This is a genomic window from Acinetobacter sp. TSRC1-2 (assembly GCF_049895885.1).
Taxonomy (GTDB): Bacteria; Pseudomonadota; Gammaproteobacteria; order Pseudomonadales; family Moraxellaceae; genus Acinetobacter.
On the sequence record NZ_JAFCTF010000004.1, the window covers coordinates 136,050 to 161,791 of the forward strand.

Below are 25,742 nucleotides of genomic sequence, written 5' to 3' on the forward strand. Positions count from 1 at the left end.
GGTCGCTTTTTTTTATCTATATCAATGTCACTTCTATTTCTGAAAATACATAAGTAACAATGATCCTTATAAATATTGTTTAATTTCAGCTAAATTTTGAATTGTATTGATGGGTTTATGCGCTTCGATCTCATGAAAACCCTGCAGCCATAAAGCCTTCATCCCGGCTTGAGTTGCGCCTTGTATATCATTGACTGGATGATCGCCAATAAAAAGACAATTTTTTGGGGCAACATCCAATTGATGACTGGTATGCAGAAAAATTTCAGGATTCGGTTTGCTGATCCCGACCAGTTCAGAACTGATAATTTCATCAAAATAATGGCTAAAACCCAAGCCTTGCAAAATGGTTAAACGGGTAGCATGTCCACCATTGGAAACCACTGCCAGTTTATAACCTTGCTGTTTTAACTCTGCTAATAAATGATTCGCGCCTGGCATGGCAACCGCAGATAATCCAAATTGCTGAAACCAGAATTGAGTTAGTTCATCCAGTTCAGGAAAACTGTTCCAGTTCAGTTCTTGCTGTAGTGCATAGGCCACGGAAGCCGCAATACTCGGATGGGTAAGCAACTCTTTTTTAGGATAGCCGCCATTATCAATACGGCGAATAATCGACTGAATTTGACTAATCTGATCATGCTGTAATTGCTGCTGATATGTATGAGCCAAATGTTGACTATACGCCAAGATACTTTGATCACGATGGGTTAAGGTATTATCCAGATCAAATAAAACAGCACGAATCGTCATTTTAATACCTCACAAATCTTGTAGACTAATGTAGCACCGAAGACATGCATGCTTAAGCTGTTTCCTTGACAGGTTTATTACGATTCAGCACAAGGTTATTGTCCATCCGCACATAACTTTCTAGGTGATTAGAGCATCTCTGTCGCCATTACTTAAGTCTAAATTAAGTTTTTGTTGCTGTAATAGCGCAAATAAAATCAATCGATCTTTTTTTATGCACGACAAGCAACGCTTCATCCTTTATCAAGGCTGTTTTCTGGTCATTAGTTTTTGCATGCTTTGGGTGTTTTTTCCTATCGGTGGATCACTCGATCTTGCACTGATTCATCCTTGGATAAGTGAGTCTGGACAATTCTTGCTGCGAGATAACTGGTATTTAGCGGAACTGAATCACCGTTATGTCAAAGATCTGATCATTTTGGTCTATATCATTTTTTTTATCATCTGGCTGGCCTCTTTTAAAGTTGAAAAGTTAAGACCGTTACGCTGGAGCTATGGTTATTTTTTCGGCATGGTGATTCTATCAACCTCAATCATTGGACTGTTAAAGTCTCAATCCGCTCATGCCTGTCCTTGGAATATCACAATTCCTACATCTCAAGGCTTCTTTTGGAATTTTTCAGCCACTAAAGGGCATTGTTTCCCAGGTGGGCATGCATCTATCGGTTTTGCGCTCATGGCAGGTTACGCTGTGTTTCGCCTATCCAATAAAAAGCGCGCATACTTTTTTCTGGTCTCGGGGTGTATTTTAGGTTTTGCTATGGGCTGGGCCCAGATGATGCGTGGAGCGCATTTTCTCAGTCACAATCTATGGACAGCATGGGTTATCTGGCTGGTCAATGTGGTTTTTTACTTTTTCAATTACAAGCATTTTACCATTGCTCCCTCGTCTCAAAAGTAATGGGTTTTTAAATCTGCTTGACCAGTGGCAATTGCACATTCACTTGTAATCCCCCCAGACTGGCACTTATTGAGAAAGAAATACGGCCCCCTAATCGTTCCGTAGCTTTATCGACAATAGAAAGCCCTAAACCGCTACCCATTTCTAAATGATGATGAATCCGATAAAAACGTTTCAGAATCTGCTGATGTAACTCGGGGGCTATCCCCGGGCCACTATCTTCGACTTGAACCATGGCAAAACCCTCTTGTTCAAATACAGAAACGTTAATCACTCCTTGATTCGGCGTGTATTTAATCGCGTTATCAATCAGGTTAAAAATAATCGAATGCACCGCAGATTCCTGGCTATTTAGCAGTATCTCTTCCTGGCGCTCCATCCCCAAATCAATTTCTTTTTGCATCGCTAAATGAATCAACTGCTCCACACAATTTACCGCGACCTGATTGAGTAAAAACTGCTGTTTGGTTTCCACCTCCAGAATTGAAGTATCTTGTTTTGCCAGATTGAGTAACTGGCTAACCAAATGTTGAATGCGGATTAATCCTTTACTCAAATTCTGTAAATCATGATCTTCTGGAAATTGTTTTAACAGAATTTGCATTTGTAAATTTAATGCAGTGATGGGTGTGCGTAACTCATGTGCAGCATCGGCAATAAACTGTCGCTGTTCCTGTTGCGAATGTAAAATACGCTCAAACAAATGATTCATTTCGGTAATGGTAGGAACAATTTCCACAGGATAATCATTGAGTTGTATTGCACTTAGTTCGTCTGAATCGCGCTGTGCCAATTCCGCTTTAAAATCATCAAGTGGTTGTAAACTGCGACTAATAATCCAGCTTAGTCCCCAAATCACAAAAGGCATAAACAGCAAATAAGGAATAAACATGCTTCCAGCAAGCTCGAGTGCTAAACGCTGCCGTGTCGATTGCTGCTGGCTGACCTGAACCTGATAATGTTCTAAAGGTAAAACATAAGTATGCCAAATGTCTTGTGCGGTTTTGTGGGTGTAAAATCCCGCTTTATGAACAGGATGGATCAACAAATTTAAAGCATGGGTTTTATGTTCTTTACGTGCATAAGACCACACATCAACAAACAAATCTTCTTCGTGATAATGCTTGGATGGATCAAACTGGCTTTTAACCGGTTCAGGATCATGAGCCGCGACGCGTTCTGCCAAATTTTGCATCTGCGCATCTAAAACTTCATTAATTTCTTGTAGCGCAATCCGGTAAGCAGAAAAAATCAGCAGGCAACCCAAGGCAATACTAAAAACAGAAATATAAATAATCAGGCGTTTTCTTAATGAATACTGTGACTGCACCAAATGCTAACCTTATAGTTGTCCGAGTCGATAGCCTAAACCACGAATGGTGCGAATGAAATCTTTGCCCAGTTTGGCACGCAAATGATGCACATAGACCTCAATAGTATTACTACTTACTTCGCTATCCAGATCATATAACTTATCTTCTAAATTGGCTTTAGAAAAAATCTTGTTCGGATGACTGACCAAAGGAGTTAAAATCGCCCATTCACGATTGGAGAGATCAATATATTGTCCTTTGAACTTGGCAATATGCTGTTCGACATCCAGAACCAAATCACCATAACTTAAAATTTTTAGACTGTCTTGCAGTGCTGATTCAGCACCGCTACGACGTAACAAAGCATGAATGCGCGCCAACAATTCATCAAACTCATAGGGCTTAATCAAATAGTCATCTGCGCCATGGTTCAATCCATCTACACGGTTTTGTAATTGATCACGTGCGGAAATAATCAGTACAGGCAAAGCGGGCCACTGCTGACGAATCTGTTTTAACACTTGCATACCATCCATCATCGGCAAACCAAGGTCGAGCAAAACAATATCAAACTTTTCCTGGGTCAGTTTTTTCAAACCATCAATCCCATTGTTGACCCACTCCACATCAAATTGCTGGTATTTCAACAACGTCATGCTGGATTCAGCAATCATAAAATCATCTTCAATCATTAATATTTTAGTCATGCCTTAAACTCATACTTTCTTTTTTGATTCACATTGCTGCAACATATTATTCTGTTCATCAATAACCTGGGTTTTAACATCCAACAAACTGAGTAGACTTGGGAACAAGTTATCTTGGCTCAATTCTTTGCTTTTTTGCTTGGCTAAGCAAGTGATTTGTGCAGAATTGTGTTGAGTCCATTCCGGTGAAAACCACATCAGCATTGGAATATGGGTTTGTTGCGTTGGTGCAATGGCATACGGTGAGCCATGTAAATATAAACCATGTTCCCCTGTCGATTCACCATGATCAGATAAATACCAGAAGCCAGTTTGATGGGTGTTATTGCCTTTTAACACCTGAATGAGCGAGCTTAAAACATGGTCGGTATATACAATCGAATTATCATAACTGTTCAATAATTCTGTACTACTACAACCTTGAATTGCATTGGTATTACAGCTGGGTTTAAACGGTTGGAATTTCTGTGTTGAACGCTGGTAATAAGCAGGTCCATGACTTCCCATTTGATGTATAACAATTAAACGTGGGGTTTTGTCAGCTTCAGGAATAGCCGCAAGATAGGCTTTTAAACTATCCACCAAAATCTCATCATAACAATCCCCATCTTTGGCACACCATTTGTCTTTTAACTGTTGTGGAATTTGATACTGTTCCACTCGGTTACACGTCCCTTTACAACCTGAATTGTTGTCTATCCAGGTGACTTTGTAACCTGCTCGCTGTGCAATATCGAGTAGCCCTTCACGGTGACTGGCAAGTTGTGCATCATAATCTGAACGAGGCATCCCGGAGAACATACAAGGTACTGAAACTGCTGTTGCCGTACCGCATGAACTGACCTGATTAAAATTAATGATATCCAGTTTAGAGAGTTCAGGATTGGTATTTTTAGCATAGCCATTTAAAGAAAAACTTTCTGCACGCGCGGTTTCACCGACCACCAAGACCATCAATTTCGGTTTATGCTGCTGACTTACCGGGTCAATCAAATGGGCATCATCACCATAGGTCACTAAAGGCAAATTCTGCGCAGGTTTAGATTTATGATAATAAGAGAGTGTTGATGAGATGGTATTTTGTGGAGAAATCATGCCTTTTAAATCACGATGTTCACGAAAAATCGCTGCATAATCCACATAGAAGAGAAATAATAATCCGCCCACCAATAACAATGAAACGATGCTATTGATGAGTTTTTTAGTGACTTTAGATAACAAAACTTCAGGCTTGATACGAACCAAAGCAACCAAAATGAGCGGACAGATCACAAAGACCACTGTCCACAGTACAAATCGTAAAGACAATAAGCCCCGGACTTCACGTGCATCGGTTTGCATCATATTCTGAACTTGTTCAGGTGAAATCACCACGCCCAGACTATTCACAAAATATGCAGTAAAACCGCCAATGAAAAGCAACACATAAGCAAATATTTTTGCATTCCATTTCCATTGGATCAGTTGAAAAATGAAGTTATAGGCTGCAACAATCACCAATACGGTTGCCATTAAGAATAAATAGGCTTTAGGACCTTGATAAGGCGTTAAATTTTGTATTTTTTGAAAAAAAGCAAAATTAAGAACCACACCCAACCAAATTGCCAGCAATAAATTAAACTGGCTTAATGAAATCGGCTTTATCTTATTTCGTATTGGACTGATTATATTTGACATGCTTGCTGACTAATCTTTTACTGATGTCTTAATCTAAAGTGCCAAACTTAAAACTCACTTAAATAAAAAAAGGCGATCTAAATATCACCATTTTTTTATTCACTTAACAGACTTGGAAATTAGAATCTAAATTCTAATCCTGTGCCGACCACAGGTTGCTTGGTTTCTAAATTACCTTGTTCAAGCGTTAACAAACCCGCATAACCGTATGCTTTTACTTGTTTGGTAAATGCATAAGCAAAACCTGCAAAAATTTGCTTCGCTTCAAAATCCGCCTTGTTATTTTTAAAGCTGGTTGTATTTTGACTGTATTGCGCTTTTACAGTCCATGCTTTTGCTGTTGGAAGATTATATTCAGTGCCGACTAACCAGCCTTTTGAATCATCAATATCTGCTGCTGCTGGCTCATTACCTGCCGCATCTTGTACTTCAGAAGTTTGATATAACGCTTTAAGCGCTAAACCACGAGCAAGGTTTACACGACCAATGGCGCGAAGTGTATTTGCAGCAGCAAAGGCAGTTCCTGCAACACCACCCGTTACTTCAGGTGTAGCTGAATTGACAAAACCACGTCCAGCAAAGTTACTTGGAATCGCTTTGTCATACGCAATACCTGCTACAACCACTGGGCTGTCATATAATACAGATGCAGACCATGCATCACCTAAACCACGACCGGCAGTCTTAGATGAGCCATTGCCTTTCGCGATACCTGAATCTTCACCAGAAGCAAGTAATGCATTTACTTTAATAGCACCTGTAGGCAATTTAATGGCTGGAGACTCATACACAACCGCATTTGAAACACGTGTTTCACCAGTGAAAATACCGTTAACATCCGCTTTATTGGCAACATAGTTGTTGAATGTATCAACTGGACTTGAAAGTTGTTTCAATGGGGTATCATGTGCACCCACTTTTAAAGTACCCAACTGAGCATCTTTTAAGCCAACAAAACGGTTGCGCGTAGTCCAGTCTGTGCTATCACCATCTGCACTTAAGCCCCATTCAATCGCATAAACTGCGCTTAATCGCTCAGTCAGCTTTTCATCACCTTTAAGACCAATGAAAGAACTATTTGAACTTACTTCAACAACGTCACGATCAGAAACAGGTGATGCATTATCTTCAGGTAAATAATCGATAGAAGCATCGATTTCCCCATAGAAGGTTGGCGCGGCAAAAGTAGAGCCAGCCAGTAGAGTTAAAGCAATTGCTGCTGCAATTTTGGTTTTCATTTTTAAATACCCCTAAGTTATTTTGTAACAGATGTTACTGTTTAGAAATATTTAAAAAAATGATTTAGATTTTATTTAGTTATCTTTTTTATTCCTTAGATTTTAAATAGATATTCAATTGAATTAAAAAGCTTTTATTGCGTTATTACAGGTTGGCTTTCCATTTAATAACAGGCAACAGACAGATCACCGTAACTACTGTGATGAAGGCTAAATAATTTGCATAACCTAAAATGTCGCCCAATATTCCACTTAGGCTATAGAGTCCACCACTGACCGTGGCCATCAGCGCCACCTGAAAAGTAAAATCTGTTGCTGCGAAATGTTTGCGGCTGTATTGCATTACTAAAGTCAGCATCACCACCAGCAACATGGCTGAAATCATATCTTCGACTGCATTAATTCCATAAATGAGCCACGGTTTAATTTGCTGTTGTGCTTCATATTGAAAAGCCAGCCATGCGTATGCAGCCAAGCTGAAAATTTTTAAAACAGAAAAACTAAGCAGTGCATTGGCACGAGAAATGTACTTCAGACTTAAGCCGGCCAATCCCGCGCCTAGAAGTGCAGCCAATGCCCCCAGCATGGTCACATAGATGCCAATCTGGGAAAAAGTCAGTCCTAAATCGACCATTAAAGGTTTCAGTAAAGGACCTGCTAAACCATCGGCAATTTTAAACGTGATCAGTACGACCAGCCATAAAGCCAGACTGCGGGTTTGATGAAAATACTCTAGATAACTTTTGATTTTTTTCCAGCTAAATACTTCTTTTTCAGTAGCTTGCTGAATATTATTGAATCGATCAGGTTCTTTAAAAAACAGAATTGGTAATGTATTTAGAAGAACCAGTCCTGCCAAAACTAAAAAAGTGATGTGCCAATCCAGCCAGTCCAGTGCCCATAAAATCGCACCGCCCCCGACAATAAAACCTAACCTCGAACCAATCACCTGAAAAGTATTGCCCCAATGCTGCTGCTCATTTTTCAGAATATTCACCGCTAAGCCATCGGTTGCAATATCTTGTGTAGCACCGACTAAATTCATGCTCATTAAAACCACAAAAAAAGCCAGTAAATACTCAGGTTGATTTAAAGCCTGAATCGGCAGAAAGGATAAGCCGATCAGTACGCCCACACTGAGTAACTGGGTGGGAATAATCCAGCTGCGATAATGTCCAAAAGCTGAATAGCCAAAACGATCCACCCACGGCGCCCACAAAATTTTAATCGACCATGGCAACATCAATAATCCGAAGCCACCAATATGTGCCAGTGACACCCCTTGAGCACGTAAAATTACCGGTAAGGCATGGGTCATAAAACCGACAGGTAAACCTTGTGCCCAATATAAAGAGAACAACACGATATAAATGTTAGGTGTACTCGGCATAGAGTGCCCTTATGATCAGAACAGGATTGATTATTTATATCAGGCAAGCTGAATGATGCTTTACATTTTGCCAATGAATCTTATTTTACAAAAGCTTAACATCATTAAAACGCGATAAATTTTTGTCAGGGAGGCGGATAATCACCATGTCAGCACATTTCCCAACATTGCCCGATCAAGTGCCTGCTCGCGGTAGCAGCTTGAGCCGAACTATTTTCAAAAAAATATTTCTTGCCCAAGGCTGGAGTTTTGAAGGTGAATTTCCCAACCTGCCTAAAACCGCCGCCATTATTTCCCCGCATACCTCCAATATTGATGCCTGGCATGGTTTCACAGCCCTGCTTGGACTGGGCATTAAAATCACCATTTTTGGCAAACACACGTTATTTAACACGCCGCTGAAACCCTTACTGGAATGGATTGGTGTGATTCCGGTCAATCGCAGTATTCAACAAGGTACAACTCAGCAAATTATCGACTTCATTGACACCCAAGAGCAGATCTGGGTCGGTATGGCGCCTGAAGGAACACGCAAACAGGCAGAATCGCTTAGAAGCGGTTTTTATCGTATTGCGCTAGGTGCCCATATCCCAATTGTGATGTTTTCTTTTGATTACAACCGCAAAACCATTTATTGCCTAGGCGTGTTTCAACCCACTGGAAATTATGAACAAGATTTGGAACAGATATTGAATCGATACGTGGGAAAATTTTCTCCGAAAAATCCACAGTGGTTGGCCAAGCCCTTACAAAATCGTATAAAAAATAGCTAGCCATAATGACAACAATCTGCTCTCATGTGCGCAACTTTTGTCTATTTAACGTCCAACTTTAACTATGAATCTTGTGCAATACTCTTTCATTGGTCTGCTTATGCTTAGCCTGATTGGCTGTGATAAAGCCACTAAAACTCCACTACAGACAACAACCATAAAAGCACGTGAACCTGTGGTAGCCATAGCTTTAGGCGGTGGCGGTGCCAAAGGATTTGCCCATATTGGGGTACTGAAAGTTTTAGAATCACATGGTATTAAACCGAAAATAGTGACTGGTACCAGTGCCGGGAGCTTTGTTGGCAGTATTTATGCCAGTGGTAAAACCCCTTACCAATTACAGCAAATTGCACTGACCCTTAAAGAATCTGACATTCGCGATTTAACCTTAAACAGTCAAGGCGTGGTGCAAGGCCAAAAATTGCAAAACTATGTCAACAAGCACATTGCCAACAAGCCGATTGAACAATTCCCGATTCGTTTTGCAGCTGTTGCAACGCGCCTCGACACGGGCCGTAAAGCTGAATTTATTAAAGGCAATGCGGGTCAGGCGGTTCGTGCCTCATGCAGTATCCCGAATGTCTTTGTGCCTGCAACTATTGGTGGAAAACAATATGTCGATGGCGGTTTAGTCAGTCCGATTCCGGTGAAAACAGCGAAAGCTATGGGTGCAGATATTGTCATTGCCGTAGATATTTCTGCACGCCCAGTCGGTGATAAAGCACTCAACATGTGGGGCTTACTCGACCAAACCATTAATATTATGGGACAGCAAAGTATTAATGAAGAACTCAGTCAAGCCACTGTAGTGATCCAGCCTAAAGTCGGACACCTAGGCACCTTGGATTTAAAAGCCAGTAACCAGTCTATTCTGGAAGGTGAAAAAGCGGCCCAACTAAAAATCATCGCGATTGACAAAGCCATTTCCGATTTTAAAAAGTCTCCAGCCACCTTCAAGCCTGCACCCAAAGCCAAAATTTAAAAAAGATGCTTTTTTAATATTCAAAGACTTACTCATCTGCTAGATTGATATAGACGCTTGGTTATCTATATCAATTTTAACAATACACGAGTAGATGTATGGAATTTGCTTTCGAACCTTGGCATTGGTTTGTATTGGGTGTTTTACTCATTCTCTCTGAATTAGTATTGCCCGCTTTTGCTGCACTATGGTTTGGCATTGCAGCCATCCTGGTGGGTGCTTTACTGTGGCTGTTCCCGATGATGGGCTTTACCACTCAACTCGTCATCTGGATTGTTTTATCCGTACTTTGCACTTTATTGTGGTTTAAATTTATTAAACCGCTTTCAACCGATAAAACCAAAGCCGGTTTATCCCGCGAGGCCACCATTGGTCAAGTCGGCATGGTTATTCAAATTCATATGGAACATGACCTGATTACGGTACGTTTCCCTATGCCGGTTTTGGGTTCTGACGAGTGGAACTGCCGTAGCTTAGAACCTGTACGTGTTGGAGATCGCGTGCGCGTGATCGATATTTTAGGTAATGAGCTTGTGGTCAAGCCACATCATTCACATAATGAAAATGTATAAAGCGAGGAAATAACATGTCTGGTGGATCTATTATTATTTTAGCCATCCTGGTTTTTGCAGGCGTTACCATTTTTAAAGGGGTGCGCATTGTTCCCCAAGGCTATAAATGGATTGTACAACGTCTGGGTAAATACCATACCACGCTAACACCGGGTCTCAATTTTGTGATTCCTTATGTCGATGAAGTCGCTTATAAAGTCACCACCAAAGACATCGTGATGGATATTCCTTCTCAAGAAGTGATTACTCGTGATAACGCGGTTTTGCTGATGAATGCCATGGCCTATATCAATATCACCACACCAGAAAAAGCGGTGTATGGTATTGAAAACTATACTTGGGCGATTCAAAACCTGGTACAGACTTCACTGCGTTCCATCGTCGGTGAAATGGATCTGGATGATGCTTTATCGTCACGTGATCACATTAAGGCCAAACTGAAAGCGGCCATTTCTGATGATATTTCTGATTGGGGTATTACCTTAAAAACGGTTGAAATTCAGGATATTCAACCCTCAAGCACCATGCAGTCTGCCATGGAAGCGCAAGCTGCGGCTGAACGTCAGCGCCGTGCCACCGTGACTAAAGCGGATGGTGAAAAACAGGCCGCTATTTTAGAAGCAGATGGCCGCTTGGAAGCTTCGCGTCGTGATGCTGAAGCACAAGTAGTCTTGGCTGAATCATCACAACGTGCCATTGAAATGATTACGTCTGCGGTTGGTGATAAAGAAGTTCCGGTGGCTTACTTGCTCGGTGAACAGTATGTCAAAGCCATGCAAGAGATGGCCAAATCAAATAATGCCAAAACTGTAGTGTTGCCTGCGGATATCATGAATACCATTCGTGGCGTGATGGGTCGTAATCCATAACCTCTACATTTTTCTATAAAATAGACAGCATTCGCTGTCTATTTTTATTTCAGTTGCGAAAATCTCTGCAATCATTGTGAAATTATGATTAAATTTCACGTTATTTTTTGAAATTATTTGTGCTTCTTTTATAAGCCTTTGTTTCGATCTACTGTCCAACTTGTAAATGGATACCGTATGAGCTCCCTGAATCCGACCTTAATTACCTTTCTTTTTTATATTGTCGCCATGATCGCGATTGGCCTGATGGCTTATCGCGCAACAGCCAATTTCTCTGATTATATTTTGGGGGGTCGTCGTTTAGGTAGTTTCGTAACGGCACTCTCTGCCGGTGCTTCAGATATGAGTGGCTGGTTGCTGATGGGACTGCCTGGTGCAATTTATCTTTCAGGTTTATCTGAAATGTGGATTGCCATTGGCCTGATTATTGGCGCATGGCTGAACTGGCGACTGGTTGCCGGGCGTCTTCGTGTGCACACCGAAGTTCAGCATAATGCCTTGACCTTACCCGATTATTTCTCCAACCGATTTAACGATCAAAAGAAAGTTCTGCGAATTGCTTCTGCTTTCATCATTTTAATTTTCTTTGCGATTTATTGTGCTTCAGGCATGGTTGCAGGCGCACGTCTGTTTGAAAGCATGTTTGACATGTCCTATAGCACGGCGCTTTGGATCAGTGCGATTGCCACCATCAGTTATGTATTTATTGGTGGCTTCTTGGCAGTCAGCTGGACCGATACCATTCAGGCCGGTTTAATGATTTTTGCCTTGTTGCTGACTCCTGTGGTTGTGGTCTTAAGTTTTTCCGATATGAATCAAATCACTTTAGCGCTTGAAGCGGCTCGCCCACAAGCAACTGACATGATTGGCAATTTAAGCTTTGTCGCGATTATTTCATTATTGGCCTGGGGTTTGGGCTATTTTGGTCAACCGCATATTCTGGTGCGTTTCATGGCGGCCGATTCAGTCAAATCCATTCCCAATGCACGTCGTATTGGCATGACCTGGATGATTCTTTGCTTAGGCGGTGCAGTGGCTGCCGGTTTCTTTGGTATTGCTTACTTCCAGCAACACCCTGAACTTGCCGGTGCAGTGACTGCCAATCCAGAAACCGTGTTTATGGAACTGACCAAAATTCTGTTTAATCCATGGATTGCCGGTATTGTCTTGGCTGCCATTTTAGCTGCAGTAATGAGTACATTAAGCTGCCAGTTACTGGTTTGCTCAAGTACCTTAACCGAAGATTTTTATAAATCATTCTTGCGTAAAAATGCAACGCAAACAGAACTGGTCTGGATTGGTCGTTTAATGGTGCTACTGATTGCCCTGCTTGCGATCTGGATGGCTGGAAATCCTCAATCTAAAGTCCTCGGCTTAGTGGCCTATGCTTGGGCTGGCTTCGGTGCGGCTTTCGGTCCTCTGATTATTCTGTCATTGTTCTGGCGTCGTATGACGCTAAATGGCGCACTTGCCGGGATGCTTATTGGTGCGGTTGTGGTGATTCTTTGGAAAAATATGTTCAGTGCGACTGAGCTTTATGAAATTATTCCAGGTTTCATTTGCTCACTGATTGCCATTATTGTGGTCAGCTTAATGGGTAAAGCACCAACCAAAGAGATCACTAGTCGCTTCGATGAAGGTGATCGTTTATATCAAGACTCTAAATAATCTTCAGCGCATAAAAAAGAGGACGCCATGTCCTCTTTTAGTTGATCGGCATGATTTAAATAAATATTTAACCTGAGTTCGATATAAGATGAATAGAAATGATGGGATACGCGGAAACGTCAGTTGCATGTTTGAGGTCAGGACTACATCTGTAGAATATTGTTTATCAATGTATTAGAGAAAATGATGGTCTTTGACCGAGTTTGCAACTGACAAATGGTTTTGCCTACTTTTCCCGAAAGAAAGGTAGGTCGAACCGAAGGTTAATCCTGAATATCTTTCAAATTGGTCAGACTCCGTTGTGATTATTCATTTATTTTCAATAAATTGAATGAAAACTTTCATTGAACTTAGGTTATTTAACTTTTACGCGACAATAAAAATTGTGAAATCTGATTGAGTTCAGCTGCATTTTCACCAAAAATTTCTAAAGCGCTAAAGGCCTGATCGTGCAATTCTTTGGCATAGATTTGGGCATTTTCCAAACCCATTAATGCAGGATAAGTCGATTTATCTACTTGCTGATCTTTACCTGCAGTTTTTCCTAGAACTTCTGTATCGGAGATAATATCCAGAATGTCATCTTGCACTTGGAAAGCCAGTCCAATCGCTTGCGCATATTCACGTAGCTTAGGAATGGCTTGATCGGTACCTTCAAATACACATACCGCAGCCATCATCACTGCAGCAGAAATCAGTGCACCGGTTTTATTACGGTGGATATTTTCTAAAGCTTCCTGATCAACACGCTTGCCTTCAGCCTGTAAATCCAGTACCTGACCACAGACCATTTTTGAACTGGCAGTCGCCAAAATCTGCATCTGTTTTAAAACAATAGACGGATCAACCGCAGGGCCTTGATCAAACAGACGACTGCCCAATATTTCAAAGGCCATCGATTGCAAAAGATCGCCGGCCAGTAAGGCAGTATCTTCACCAAAAGCCACATGACAGGTTGGCTGACCGCGACGCAACAAATCATTATCCATACACGGCAAATCATCATGTGCCAGTGAATAGCAATGGATCATTTCAATGGCTACTGCCGCACGGCGTACCGCTGCAAAATTTGCATTCGGTTTGATGGCCGCTGTGGCATAACAAAGCGCTGGACGTACACGCTTACCACCGAGCATCACCGCATGATGCACCGCCCCTTTTAAAGGTTCTGGAATAGAAAATGCGTCTAATGCCGTCAATAAATCGTGTTGGATACGTTGCTGTGCTTGGGTTAATACATTTGCATGTACGTCAGTTAAAGATGACACATTCGCCTCGAATACTTTGCTTTGGTGAGTAAATCTAAATCCACAGAAATACTGCCAGATTTAGCTTAATCTAATCTACAGCGCTCTTGTCATCATCGACAGAGAACTTGCGACTCATCATACTGCTTTCTCGCAAGATTCTCTATCTGGTTTGTTATTTCAAGCTATCTTCAGGAATTCGAACCCAGCCTTCCATCAAGACTCGTGCACTACGGCTCATCACCGCCTTCTTCACCTGCCATTGTCCATTTTCCTGAACGGCTTGTGCACCGACACGCAAAGTCCCTGAAGGATGACCAAACCGTACCGCTTCACGCGCTCCCCCACCCGCAGCCAAATTGACCAATGTTCCCGGAATGGCTGCAGCAGTGCCAATGGCGACAGCAGCCGTTCCCATCATGGCATGATGCAATTTACCCATCGACAAGGCACGAACCAGTAAATCGACATCATCGGTTTGAATGGCTTTACCGCTTGAAGAGGTATAGGCTTTAGGTTTAGACACAAAGGCAATTTTAGGGGTGTGCTGACGTTTTTCAGCTTCAGAAATGTCCTGGATTAACCCCATTTGTTTTGCACCATAGGCACGGATGGTTTCAAACCGTGCCAGTGCCTGAACATCGCCATTAATCGCGTCTTGCAATTCAGTGCCTGCATAACCAATCTCTTCGGCATTCAAGAAGATGGTTGGAATACCGGCATTAATAAAAGTGGCCTGGAAAGTACCTATATTCGGAACTTCAAAAGTATCCACGACATTGCCCGTCGGGAACATTGCACCGCCATCTTCGCCATCATCTGCAGGGTCTAGAAATTCAATCTGAACTTCAGCTGCAGGGAAAGTTACGCCATCGAGTTCAAAGTCCCCAGTTTCCTGCACTTGACGGTTTGTAATCGGTACATGCGCAATAATGGTTTTTTGAATATTCACTTGCCAGATTCGTACCGTACAGATGCCATTTTCAGGAATACGTTCTGCACTGACCAAGCCGTTGGAAATCGAAAATGAACCTACGGCAGCCGTCAAGTTGCCACAGTTCCCACTCCAGTCGACAAAAGGCTGATCAATCGCCACCTGCCCAAATAAATAATCCACATCATGCTCAGGCTGTGAACTTTTGGCCAAGATCACGGTTTTACTGGTACTTGAACTTGCTCCACCCATACCATCAATTTGCTTGCCGTATGGATCTGGACTGCCAATCACACGCAATAACAATTGATCACGCACTTTTCCAGGCTGCTGTGCTGCTTCCGGTAAGTCATCAAGTTTAAAGAAAACGCCTTTACTGGTGCCACCACGCATATAGGTTGCTGGAATTTTGATTTGTGGAGCAAAACTCATTTCATTGATCCTTGATATTTATCATTGTTTTAAAAAAATTTGGGCAATGTTGATCACTTTTATCATAATACTTTTTTCAGTAAAAACCTTTGTTACAGGACTTAAGTATAAAAAAGAACCGCTTAATCTTATTGATAAAAACCCTTTATAACTTACAAGTCATTGTATTAATAAAATTAATCTATTGATTCATTTATTAATTATGTAAAAATCCTATTCTTAACTTATTCGCATAACAGTGACCACGGTAGTGTTGTACTAGGCTAATACAAATCAATCCATTACAATCACAAACTTATCCATTGTCGGGCTGAGTACTTTGAACAACGAGTCTTCTACACTTCAGCGTGGCTTAAAGAACCGTCATATCCAACTCATCGCCATGGGCGGAGCAATTGGTACAGGCTTATTCTTAGGTTCCGCACAGGTGATTCAATCTGCAGGTCCTTCCATCATTTTGGGTTATGCCATTGGTGGTTTGATTGCATTTTTAATCATGCGTCAACTGGGTGAAATGATTGTACATGAGCCTGTAGCAGGATCATTCAGCCATTTTGCCTTTAAATATTGGGGGAAGTTTCCCGGCTTTTTAGCGGGTTGGAATTACTGGATTTTATATATTTTAGTAGCAATGACAGAGCTGACTGCTGTCGCTAAATATATTAATTACTGGTGGCCTTTTATTCCTGCATGGGCATCCGTACTGTTCTTTTTCGTTGTCATCACCTTGGTCAATCTCGGCAATGTGAAATTCTATGGTGAATCAGAATTCTGGCTTTCTATCATCAAGGTCACCGCGATTGTAGCCATGATCGTGTTCGGTTTGTATTTATTACTCACCGCAGATGCAGGCTCAACCTCTTCGTTTAGCAACCTTTGGACTCATGGTGGATTCTTCCCGAATGGATTTGAAGGTTTATTCTATATGCTTGCCTTCCTCATGTTCGCCTTCGGGGGGATTGAGCTGATTGGTATGGCGGCAGCAGAAGCTAAAGACCCTGAAAAAACCATTCCTAAAGCCATTAACCAGGTGGTTTTCCGTATTTTGCTATTCTATATCGGTTCATTGACGATTCTCTTATCATTGGTGCCATGGAATCAGCTTGATTTAGGTGGTTTGGATAAAAGTCCATTTGTGATGATTTTCAGCCAACTCGGTATTGGCTGGGCAGCTCACTTACTGAACTTCATTATTTTAACCGCTGCGCTGTCCGTTTATAACAGTGGGATGTATGCCAATAGCCGTATGCTTTTTGGCTTGGCACAGCAAGGAAATGCACCAAAAGTATTCCAGAATGTGAATAAACAAGGTGTTCCTATCCCTGCTGTTTTATTTTCAGCACTGTTAATTTTTGGTTGCGTACTTTTAAACTACTTTGTTCCAGAAGATGCCTTAAGCCATTTAATGTATGTCGTGGTAGGTGCGTTGGTTTTGAACTGGGCGATGATTACCTTGACTCACTTGAAATTTAAACAAGCTGTTAAGCAAGGGTCAATCCAAACCAAATTCCCTGCACTTTGGTCTCCAATCAGTAATTATTTAGTCCTAATCTTCATTGCGACCGTACTTTATATTATGTGGACGCAAGGTTTTAAAGAATCTGTACTGATGATTCCGATCTGGATTGTGATCATGTTTGGTCTATTTAAAGTACTCAAGATGAACAAAACTTAAGCATCAACCTTAAAGATCTGTCTTTAAAAGTTATTGTTTCGACAATAACTTTTTTTTTATCAATATTTGCGCTAAATTAGCTTCGCATTGTGCCCTTAGCTTAACTGGATAGAGCAGTTGCCTCCTAAGTGACCGACGCGGGTTCGACTCCCGCAGGGCGCACAACCGTATTAATAAGAAATAAAATTTTCATATAAAGAATCTCTAAGACGCTAACTCCTCTATGAATAAATATTAAATCAATTCATTTTCCATGACGTTCTTATTCAGCATTTACAATTTATTCTTGCAATGAATAAGAGTATGAATTTTTTAACAATTTAGAATAAATATTAAAGAATATAAGCTAAAAATAAGAATGTACCCTATTCATGAGTTAATACATCCAGATCTTAAATTTATGTCGTAATTTTTATGTAAATCAATAATGTGATCCAGATAACAAATTATTACTACACTTTTCACGATAAATGGTTATTTTTTAGTCAAATAAAAATTTAATTTAAAATTGAATATATTTATATTTATCATTAACTTAAAACTAAAAAATAGTCAAATTCAGATTAAAAACTCTGATAAATTGTATTTTTATTCCAATTAGTTTTTCTAGAGCATTTACTCTTTTTTTTATTGTGTTATTTTTGTCACATGGAGTAACAAATGATATCTGGTTGAAAGACCGATGTTACCAAAAATTAATACTCAGCATAAATAACACTAATCTGCAGTAAAAATTTGTACCTCAAGGAAAGACACAGAATGAAATTAAAAACACTTAGTACCGCGATTCTTCTTGCAACTGTACCAATGACTGGGGCTTTTGCAGCTGCTTTGGACCGTTCAGGCCAATCTATTGCCGCTTTCTTACAACCAGGTAACTATTTTGAGGCAGGTATTTCTGTTTTAGATCCGAATGTTTCAGGTAAAGTAAATAGTGGATATACTCCAAACCCTGCGGCTCCAGCAAGTGCAATTGGGCTTGAAAATACAAATTTATCAGATATGGGAGATGATTATTATTTTCCAAGTGCAGCATTAAAATTACAGCTTACTGATCATTTCTCTTTTGGCTTAATTTACGATCAGCCTTTTGGAGCTGATGCGACTTATTCAACAACAGACTCAAGTTCACCTGCTGCTCTACCAGGTGCATTAGCAGCATTTCAAGGCCAAGGTTTATTCCATAATGGCTCTGAATCAACCAAAGTTGAAGTGAAATCACAAAATATTTCAATGATTTTTGGCTTCCAGCCAACTGAAAATTTCAACTTCTATGCCGGACCTGCTTATCAAACCATTAAGGGTAATGTTCAATTACGTGGTCTAGCCTACGGTGGTGCTGCAGGCTTCGGTGGTTATAATGCAAGCATCAAAGAAGACAGCGCTGTTGGCTGGTTGGCTGGTATGGCATATCAAATTCCAGATATCGCACTTAAGGCATCTGTAACCTATCGTTCTGAAATTGATCATGATGCTCAAACGACTGAAAATTTTGGTCCAACGTCTTTATTTTCGGCATTGAATCCGGCTCAAAGCAACGATACATCCATTACAACACCGCAATCGGTTAACCTGGATCTCCAGACTGGCATCATGGCAGACACAGTCGCATTTGCCAATGTGCGCTGGGTCGATTGGTCTAATTTCTCGATTCGTCCAGATAAATTTGGCCGAGCCTCTGTTGCTGCTGGAGCTAACCCTGCACTAAATAAACCAAACGGTTTTGATTTAGTTGCATATACTGACGAGCAATGGTCTGCAAATGTGGGTGTAGGTCGTAAGTTTAACCAGAAATGGGCAGGTAATGTATCTGTAGGTTATGACTCAGGTGCAGGAAATCCTGTATCTACACTTGGTCCAACCGAAGGTTATTGGAATCTGGGCTTAGGTGTTCAATATAGCCCTGCAGCGAATTACTTTATTGCCGGTGGTGTGAAATACTTCTGGTTAGGTGATGCTGATGCTCAAACAGGCGCTCAATTCAATACACCAGCATCTGTAGCTAAATTTGAAGATAACAATGCCATCGCATATGGTATGAAAATCGGTTACCGCTTCTAATATTCTGCAGCCAATTTATAAAAAGACCATTGTTCACAATGGTCTTTTTTACATTACATCTCTTGTTTTTTTAATACTACAATCTATATGTTTTAAATTTGATCAAAAAGAATTTCTTGTATCACCTTATTTTTTTAAGCTTATTTCTCTATTTTTTTACTTATAAATCATTAATATACAAAAGCACCGTTAGTACTTTTACTCTATTCAAGTTCATTTTTTGAATTAGTCAGTTCATTATCTACTCAGAGCTGAGCATTTACTCTTTTTTTATTTATGTTACTTTTCCATGACTTTTAGTTACAAAATGGCATCAGGGAAAGAATAATGAAGCTCAATAAAATTTATTCTGCTATTTTACTTAGCACTTTACCTCTCTCAGCAGTTCAAGCAGCTGGCTTAGACCGTTCTGGTCAATCGATTTCTGCCTTTTTACAACTGGGTAATTATGCAGAAGCAGGACTTTCCGTTTTAGATCCAACAGTCAAAGGTTCTTCTACAGTCAAAGGCCTTGAAGGTGAAAAAATTAAGGATATGGCAGAGGATTATTACTTCCCATCTGCTGCCATTAAAGTACAAGCTACTGATAAAATTTCACTTGGTTTGATTTATGATCAACCTTTTGGGGCTGATGCAGCCTACGATACTGAAACCCAAAGTTTTTCTGAAACTCATCCTTTAAGCAAGATCACAGAAGGCACTTCCGTAGAAGTAAAAACAGAAAACCTAACAGCACTACTTGGTTATCAGCTAAATGAAAACTGGAATTTTTATGCCGGTCCAGTATGGCAAACTGTGGAAGCCGACATTAAATTACGCGGTTCAGCTTACTCACTATTAAGTGGTTACAATATTAAAGTTGAGCAGGAAGAAGCGTATGGCTGGTTAGCTGGTTTTGCTTATCAAATACCTGAAATTGCATTAAAAGCTTCTGTAACTTATCGTTCTGAAATTAAACATGAAGCAAAATCTGTAGAATCTACAACTCTTGCATCGATTAATCCTGCTTTATCATTTCTTTCATACAAAGAAAGTACTGTAGAAGCGACTACCCCACAATCTGTAAACATTGATTTACAAACCGGTATTGCTCAAAACACTTTAGCATTTGCAAATTTACGCTGGGTACACTGGGACCAATTTGCAGTTAAACCAGAATTATTAGCGCAAGCTTCTGCACTTGCTAAAGGCAAAGCACAAAATCTTATTGACTATTCTGATGACCAGTGGTCTGCAAACGTTGGCTTAGGTCATAAATTTAATAATAAATGGTCAGGTACAGCAGCAATCGGATACGATTCTGGTGCTGGTAACCCTGTAACAACATTGGGTCCAACAGAAGGTTACTGGAGTGTTGGTCTGGGTGGTCAGTATAGCCCTGCTGAAAACTACTTTATTCAAGCTGGTGTTAAATATTTCTGGTTAGGTGATGCAACCGCACAAACTGGTGGTACTCCAGTAGGCGATTTTGAAGATAACCATGCAATCGGCTATGGTATGAAAATCGGTTACCGCTTCTAATTGCGTTAAAAATTAGCATTAAACAAGAAAGGGCGCTTATAGCGCCCTTCTTTATTCCAATATCTATTAAATATTAAGCTGGAATATCACGAACTGAAGCATTACGAATCGCTTCTTTTAAAGCTTCATACCCATTAATTGGCGGAAATTGCGGAAATTCAGCAATCACATTTTCAGGCGCATCAAATAAGAAACCGTGGTCTGCTTCATCTAGCATCGTCGTATCATTATACGAATCACCCGCTGCAATTACACGGAAGTTCAAACCATGCAAAGCTTTCACCGCTTGACGCTTCTGATCCGGCTGACGAAGTTTATAGGCAGAGATCATGCCCGCTTCATCGGTTTCTAGCTTATGACAGAAAATAGTCGGCCAGTCTAACTGCTTCATGAGTGGATGAGCAAATTCATAGAAAGTATCTGAAAGAATAATGAGCTGGAAATGAGTACTGACCCATTTCACAAATTCTTTTGCACCTGGGAAAGGTCCCATATCTGCAATCACTTCCTGAATATCATTTAAGCCTAAACCGTGCTCTTTTAAAATATTCAGGCGCTGAGTCATTAACACATCGTAGTCTGGAATATCACGTGTAGTGGCTTCCAATGCTTTAATTCCAGTTTTCTTGGCGAAGTTAATCCAAATTTCTGGAACTAACACTCCTTCAAGATCAAGACATACGATTTCCATGGGTTCTCCCAATGTCAGTGAAAAAATTTTGCGCTATCATAGCTTAAAAATTGATATTTCAGGTGCTGTTTTTTAAATCTATTTTATTCATAAGTATTTATTTTTTAGTGCTAAGCAGGCTATTTCAATTCTATTAAAATCGTTGTGAATTAAATTAATATAGGTTTTTAAGTGTCCAAGCCTATACGCCAGGAACTATCATGACTACGATCCCCACCATTGACCTTGTTGATGCACTTGCATTTGAATATACCGATAAATCTCCAAGCGAGATTCTGGAGCTTGCTTTAAGTCAAGAAGGCGAAATTGCCATTTCATTTTCAGGTGCTGAAGATGTGGTTTTGATTGATATGGCCTCTCATCTGGGTAAACCTTTCCGTGTCTTTAGTTTAGATACTGGTCGTTTACATGCAGAAACCTATCAATTTATAGAAACCGTGCGTAATCACTATAAAATTGATATCGAAATTTGTTTCCCCGAGACGGAAGCAGTTCGGCAATTTACAACTGAAAAAGGTTTATTTAGTTTCTATCGTGATGGACACCAGGAATGTTGTGGCATTCGCAAAGTTAAACCGCTACGTAAGAAACTAGCAACTTTGGATGGCTGGATTACCGGTCAGCGTAAAGACCAAAGTCCAGGCACGCGTAATGAAATTCCAGTCATTCAAGCCGATACTGGTTTTTCTGGACCCGGAAAGCAACTGATCAAATATAATCCCTTGGCTAACTGGTCAAGCGCCGACGTGTGGAACTATATCCGTATGATGGAAATCCCATATAATCCGTTGCATGAACGTGGCTTTATTTCTATTGGTTGTGAACCTTGTACACGCGCAATCCTTCCGAACCAGCATGAACGTGAAGGTCGTTGGTGGTGGGAAGAAGCGACCCATAAAGAATGTGGATTACATGCTGGAAACTTAAAAAAATAATTTTTCAAAAAAGCTACTGTTTTCAGTGGCTTTTTATTCACTTTTTCTTACATACAAAGCAGTTCTTTTCTTTTTGAAAAAAGATATACTGAAAAAACGGTTTTTTATAATTCTAACAAGCCTGTTCAAATAAGAACAGCCAATGAAATTGCAGTGAGGCATTCCACGCTATGCGTCCATTACACCCTATTGATTTTATTTTTTTGTCACTAGAAAAACGTCAACAACCGATGCACGTCGGTGGACTCTTTTTATTTCAAATTCCCGATAATGCACCTGACACATTTATTCAAGACCTCGTTGCCGATATTCGTAAATCTAAATGTCTTCCTGTTGCACCTTTTAATAATAAACTGAATGGTCTATTTTGGGATGAAGACCAAGAATTTGATTTAGACCATCATTTCCGTCACATTGCACTTCCTCACCCAGGTCGAATCCGTGAATTACTGACTTATATTTCACAAGAACATAGCGCTCTGCTTGATCGGGCTAAACCACTTTGGACCTGTAATATTATTGAAGGCATTGAAGGCAACCGCTTTGCCATGTATTTTAAAATTCACCATGCGATGGTGGATGGTATTGCAGGCATGCGTTTAGTTGAAAAATCACTGTCTCTAGATCCAAATGCCAAAAGTATTGTGCCGCTTTGGTGTGTTGAAGGTCCTCGCGCTAAACGTTTTAAAGAACCCCAGAAGAAGAGTCGCATAAAAAAAATTATGGGTGCTTTAAAAGAACAATTTGAGTCGACCCCAAAAGTCATGTATGAATTATCCCAAACTATCTTTAAAGATATGGGACGTAATCCTGACTATGTTTCAAGTTTTCAGGCACCAAGCAGTATTTTAAATCAGCGCGTGAGTTCATCACGCCGTTTCGCAGCACAATCTTTTGAACTGGATCGCTTAAGCAAGATTGCCAAGGCACTCGGTGTGACCATTAATGATGTGGTGCTGGCTATTTGTTCGGGTGCATTACGCGAATATCTGCTCAGCCAACACGCTTTACCGAAAAAACCGCTAATTGCCATGGTTCCTGCTTCAATTCGTGATGATAATTCTGATGTATCTAACCGTATCACCATGATTCTAGCCAATCTGGGCACGGATAAAGAAACCCCATTAGAACGTCTGCAAATTATTCGGCGTAGTGTTTTAAATGCGAAACAGCGTTTCAAGCGAATGAATTCAAATCAAATTTTAAACTATAGCGCATTGGTTTACGGTGCAGCGGGTTTAAATATTGTGTCAGGCATGATGCCAAAACGCCAAGCCTTCAATATTGTGATTTCGAATGTTCCAGGACCACGTGAACCGTTATATTGGAATGGTGCCAAATTAGATGCACTCTACCCAGCTTCGATTGTTCTAGATGGTCAAGCCCTCAATATTACGATGACCAGCTATTTAGATAAATTGGAAGTAGGCTTAACAGGCTGTCGAAATGCATTACCTAAAATGCAAAACCTCCTGACTCACTTAGAAGATGAAATTCAGCGATTTGAAGAGATCGTGGGTCAAGAAAACCCAAAGTTACGCGCGGTGAGTTAACCGCAATTTCTAAAGAATAAATATGAATAAATTAAGGGGCTTTTATGAGCCCCTTAATTTTTAATACTACGGCATTGATTTAATAATTGATGGCAGACCGAACGAATCATGGCAGCAGTAATTTGAACTTCTTTACCCTGCTCATCAACGATATAACCATTTTGTATTGGTTTATTATCTAACGCTTTCAAACTTTTTTTAATAACGACTTGGCTCATACTCATGTCTTACCTCTTTTTGCTAAGCCAAAAAGGGAGAATTTGGCTTTGGCTACTGTGTATGACTAGTATTAGAAATTCTACTTCGAAAGTAAAATTTCAGATGTAACAAGTATTTAACGACATTCTGTTACAATTTCAGCTTAGAATGATATCGTATTGCTCTTGCGTATATAGATTTTCCACCTGGAACTTGATCATACGCCCGATAAAGTGCTCCAAGTCGGCCACTGCCGGTGCTTCGGCTGTTAACAATCGGTCAATCACCAAAGGATGTGCCACAACGGTAAATTCACTCTTTGATTCGAAAGCGCGTGCATATCTTAAAATTTCCCGAAAAATTTCGTAACACACTGTCTCTGCCGTTTTCACATAACCACGTCCCTGACAGGTCGAACATGATTCACATAACAAGTGTTCTAAAGATTCACGGGTACGCTTACGGGTCATTTCGACTAGACCGAGCTCTGATACTTGGGTGATTTTGGTTTTAGCATGATCACGTTGCAGCATTCGCTCAAACTGGTTCATCACTTCTTCACGATGCTTTGCTTCTTGCATATCGATGAAGTCAATAATGACAATGCCACCCAAATTACGTAATCGCAGCTGACGAGCAATGACTTGCGTTGCTTCCATATTGGTTTTAAACACGGTGTCTTCTAAAGTCCGACCGCCCACATAGGAACCGGTATTGACATCAATCGTAGTCATCGCTTCTGTTTGGTCTATCATCAAATAGCCGCCAGACTTGAGTGCCACACGTGTTTGCAATGCTTTTTGAATATCCTCTTCAACATTGTACAAGTCAAAGATGGGACGTTCGCCTGGATAATGAATGAGTCTATCTTGCATACTCGGTACAAATTCTTCGACAAACTCTTGCAACTTGGCATGAATTTCACGTGAATCCACTGAAATCTTCGCGGTATCCTCATTGGCTAAATCACGAATCACCCGTTGCGGAAGCGGTAGCTCCTCAAAAATCAGTGACGGTGCAGCGATGCTGGTTTGCTTGCGTTGAATAAACTCCCAAAGTTTGGCTAAATATGCCATATCTTGGGCAATTTCTGCTTCAGGAATACCTTCCGCAGCAGTACGTACAATCACACTGCCGGGTAGCTTGTGTTCAGTTTGAATACCTTCAATCATCGAACGTAAGCGATCACGTTCCTGTTCAGATTCAATCCGTTGTGAAACGCCCGTATGATGACCATAGGGCATAAGAACGAGATAACGCGAAGGAATAGAAAGGTCGGTACTTAAACGCGCACCTTTGGTTCCGAGCATGTCTTTCATCACTTGAACAGTGAGGATTTGGCCCGGTTGGAGCAACTCAAAAACATTAGGAATGGGTTGATTACGCGGCCACACCATATCGTTAATATGCAAAAATGCGGTACGTGATAAACCAATATCTACAAATGCAGCTTGCATACCCGGCAAAACCCGGACAACTTTTCCTTTATAAATATTTCCGACTAAACCACGTTTAACCGTGCGCTCTACAAATAGTTCATTGACCGTACCATTTTGGATTAAGGCCACCCGACATTCCATAGGTGTGACGTTAATCAACAACTCGTCAGACATAATAAGACTCAAAACATTATAAAAATTCTTTTTTTTCAG

At 40.6% G+C, this 25,742-nt stretch carries 22 protein-coding genes and 1 tRNA gene; 12 read left to right on the forward strand and 11 right to left on the reverse strand.

Annotation, left to right across the window (positions count from 1 at the left end; genetic code table 11):
* Positions 1–66: 66 nt before the first annotated feature.
* Entirely contained in the window at positions 67–753 is a 687-nt protein-coding gene (locus ACP69Y_RS06405; RefSeq protein WP_425917152.1) for an HAD family hydrolase, read from the reverse strand.
* Positions 754–967: 214 nt separating this feature from the next.
* On the opposite strand from ACP69Y_RS06405, the gene ACP69Y_RS06410 reads away from it, so the two are divergent.
* Positions 968–1,654 (forward strand): phosphatase PAP2 family protein, encoded by a 687-nt coding sequence (locus ACP69Y_RS06410; protein ID WP_425917154.1) that lies wholly within the window; start codon positions 968–970, stop codon positions 1,652–1,654.
* A gap of 7 nt (positions 1,655–1,661) precedes the next feature.
* Here the strand turns inward: ACP69Y_RS06410 and ACP69Y_RS06415 are convergent, their stop codons facing one another.
* The 5 genes from ACP69Y_RS06415 to ACP69Y_RS06435 form a co-directional block, all read right to left on the reverse strand.
* The gene (locus ACP69Y_RS06415; protein WP_425917156.1) at positions 1,662–2,984 is read right to left on the reverse strand and encodes an ATP-binding protein; all 1,323 of its coding nucleotides are present in this window, start codon (positions 2,982–2,984) and stop codon (positions 1,662–1,664) included.
* A 12-nt stretch (positions 2,985–2,996) separates the two neighbouring features.
* On the reverse strand, positions 2,997–3,674 hold the full coding sequence (locus ACP69Y_RS06420) for a response regulator transcription factor (protein ID WP_425917158.1): 678 nt from the start codon (positions 3,672–3,674) through the stop codon (positions 2,997–2,999).
* Positions 3,675–3,683: 9 nt separating this feature from the next.
* A complete protein-coding gene (locus ACP69Y_RS06425; protein ID WP_425917160.1) occupies positions 3,684–5,351 on the reverse strand; it encodes a phosphoethanolamine transferase in 1,668 nt (555 codons plus the stop codon).
* Positions 5,352–5,470: 119 nt separating this feature from the next.
* Positions 5,471–6,589, reverse strand: coding sequence for a porin (locus tag ACP69Y_RS06430; RefSeq protein WP_425917162.1), 1,119 nt, complete (start codon positions 6,587–6,589; stop codon positions 5,471–5,473).
* Between the two features lie 145 nt (positions 6,590–6,734).
* On the reverse strand, positions 6,735–7,979 hold the full coding sequence (locus tag ACP69Y_RS06435) for an MFS transporter (protein ID WP_425917164.1): 1,245 nt from the start codon (positions 7,977–7,979) through the stop codon (positions 6,735–6,737).
* Positions 7,980–8,125: 146 nt separating this feature from the next.
* Here ACP69Y_RS06435 and ACP69Y_RS06440 point away from each other — a divergent pair, with 146 nt between their 5' ends.
* The 5 genes from ACP69Y_RS06440 (at position 8,126) to putP (ending at position 12,843) form a co-directional block, all read left to right on the forward strand.
* Positions 8,126–8,752 carry a 1-acyl-sn-glycerol-3-phosphate acyltransferase gene (locus ACP69Y_RS06440; protein WP_425917166.1) on the forward strand — a complete coding sequence of 209 codons (627 nt, stop codon included), beginning with the start codon at positions 8,126–8,128 and terminating at the stop codon, positions 8,750–8,752.
* A gap of 64 nt (positions 8,753–8,816) precedes the next feature.
* On the forward strand, positions 8,817–9,734 hold the full coding sequence (locus tag ACP69Y_RS06445; protein WP_425917168.1) for a patatin-like phospholipase family protein: 918 nt from the start codon (positions 8,817–8,819) through the stop codon (positions 9,732–9,734).
* A 98-nt stretch (positions 9,735–9,832) separates the two neighbouring features.
* Positions 9,833–10,306: an NfeD family protein gene (locus ACP69Y_RS06450; protein ID WP_425917170.1), complete on the forward strand. Its 474-nt coding sequence runs from the start codon at positions 9,833–9,835 to the stop codon at positions 10,304–10,306.
* Between the two features lie 14 nt (positions 10,307–10,320).
* Entirely contained in the window at positions 10,321–11,175 is an 855-nt protein-coding gene (locus ACP69Y_RS06455; protein WP_425917172.1) for an SPFH domain-containing protein, read from the forward strand.
* 177 nt (positions 11,176–11,352) lie between these two features.
* Positions 11,353–12,843 (forward strand): sodium/proline symporter PutP, encoded by a 1,491-nt coding sequence (putP, locus tag ACP69Y_RS06460; RefSeq protein ID WP_425917174.1) that lies wholly within the window; start codon positions 11,353–11,355, stop codon positions 12,841–12,843.
* 359 nt (positions 12,844–13,202) lie between these two features.
* On the opposite strand, the gene ACP69Y_RS06465 is transcribed toward putP, so the two are convergent.
* Together ACP69Y_RS06465 and prpF are read right to left on the reverse strand one after the other, a co-directional pair.
* Complete coding sequence (locus ACP69Y_RS06465; protein WP_425917176.1) at positions 13,203–14,111, reverse strand: polyprenyl synthetase family protein; 909 nt, start codon at positions 14,109–14,111, stop codon at positions 13,203–13,205.
* A gap of 154 nt (positions 14,112–14,265) precedes the next feature.
* Positions 14,266–15,456, reverse strand: a complete 1,191-nt coding sequence (prpF, locus tag ACP69Y_RS06470; RefSeq protein WP_425917178.1) for a 2-methylaconitate cis-trans isomerase PrpF — start codon at positions 15,454–15,456, stop codon at positions 14,266–14,268.
* A gap of 319 nt (positions 15,457–15,775) precedes the next feature.
* Here prpF and ACP69Y_RS06475 point away from each other — a divergent pair, with 319 nt between their 5' ends.
* From ACP69Y_RS06475 to ACP69Y_RS06490, 4 genes are all read left to right on the forward strand, one after another.
* Positions 15,776–17,131, forward strand: coding sequence for an amino acid permease (locus tag ACP69Y_RS06475; protein WP_425917180.1), 1,356 nt, complete (start codon positions 15,776–15,778; stop codon positions 17,129–17,131).
* An 89-nt stretch (positions 17,132–17,220) separates the two neighbouring features.
* A tRNA-Arg gene (locus ACP69Y_RS06480) sits at positions 17,221–17,293 on the forward strand.
* Between the two features lie 597 nt (positions 17,294–17,890).
* On the forward strand, positions 17,891–19,192 hold the full coding sequence (locus ACP69Y_RS06485; RefSeq protein ID WP_425917182.1) for an OmpP1/FadL family transporter: 1,302 nt from the start codon (positions 17,891–17,893) through the stop codon (positions 19,190–19,192).
* A 327-nt stretch (positions 19,193–19,519) separates the two neighbouring features.
* Complete coding sequence (locus tag ACP69Y_RS06490; RefSeq protein ID WP_425917184.1) at positions 19,520–20,713, forward strand: OmpP1/FadL family transporter; 1,194 nt, start codon at positions 19,520–19,522, stop codon at positions 20,711–20,713.
* 73 nt (positions 20,714–20,786) lie between these two features.
* Here the strand turns inward: ACP69Y_RS06490 and thrH are convergent, their stop codons facing one another.
* Positions 20,787–21,404, reverse strand: a complete 618-nt coding sequence (gene thrH / locus ACP69Y_RS06495) for a bifunctional phosphoserine phosphatase/homoserine phosphotransferase ThrH (protein ID WP_425917186.1) — start codon at positions 21,402–21,404, stop codon at positions 20,787–20,789.
* A 200-nt stretch (positions 21,405–21,604) separates the two neighbouring features.
* Here thrH and ACP69Y_RS06500 point away from each other — a divergent pair, with 200 nt between their 5' ends.
* On the forward strand, positions 21,605–22,339 hold the full coding sequence (locus tag ACP69Y_RS06500; RefSeq protein WP_425917188.1) for a phosphoadenylyl-sulfate reductase: 735 nt from the start codon (positions 21,605–21,607) through the stop codon (positions 22,337–22,339).
* 170 nt (positions 22,340–22,509) lie between these two features.
* Complete coding sequence (locus ACP69Y_RS06505; RefSeq protein ID WP_425917190.1) at positions 22,510–23,892, forward strand: WS/DGAT/MGAT family O-acyltransferase; 1,383 nt, start codon at positions 22,510–22,512, stop codon at positions 23,890–23,892.
* Between the two features lie 53 nt (positions 23,893–23,945).
* On the opposite strand, the gene ACP69Y_RS06510 is transcribed toward ACP69Y_RS06505, so the two are convergent.
* Positions 23,946–24,116, reverse strand: a complete 171-nt coding sequence (locus tag ACP69Y_RS06510) for a PA1571 family protein (protein ID WP_425917192.1) — start codon at positions 24,114–24,116, stop codon at positions 23,946–23,948.
* Between the two features lie 132 nt (positions 24,117–24,248).
* Complete coding sequence (rng, locus tag ACP69Y_RS06515) at positions 24,249–25,703, reverse strand: ribonuclease G (RefSeq protein WP_425917194.1); 1,455 nt, start codon at positions 25,701–25,703, stop codon at positions 24,249–24,251.
* Positions 25,704–25,742 lie beyond the last annotated feature (39 nt).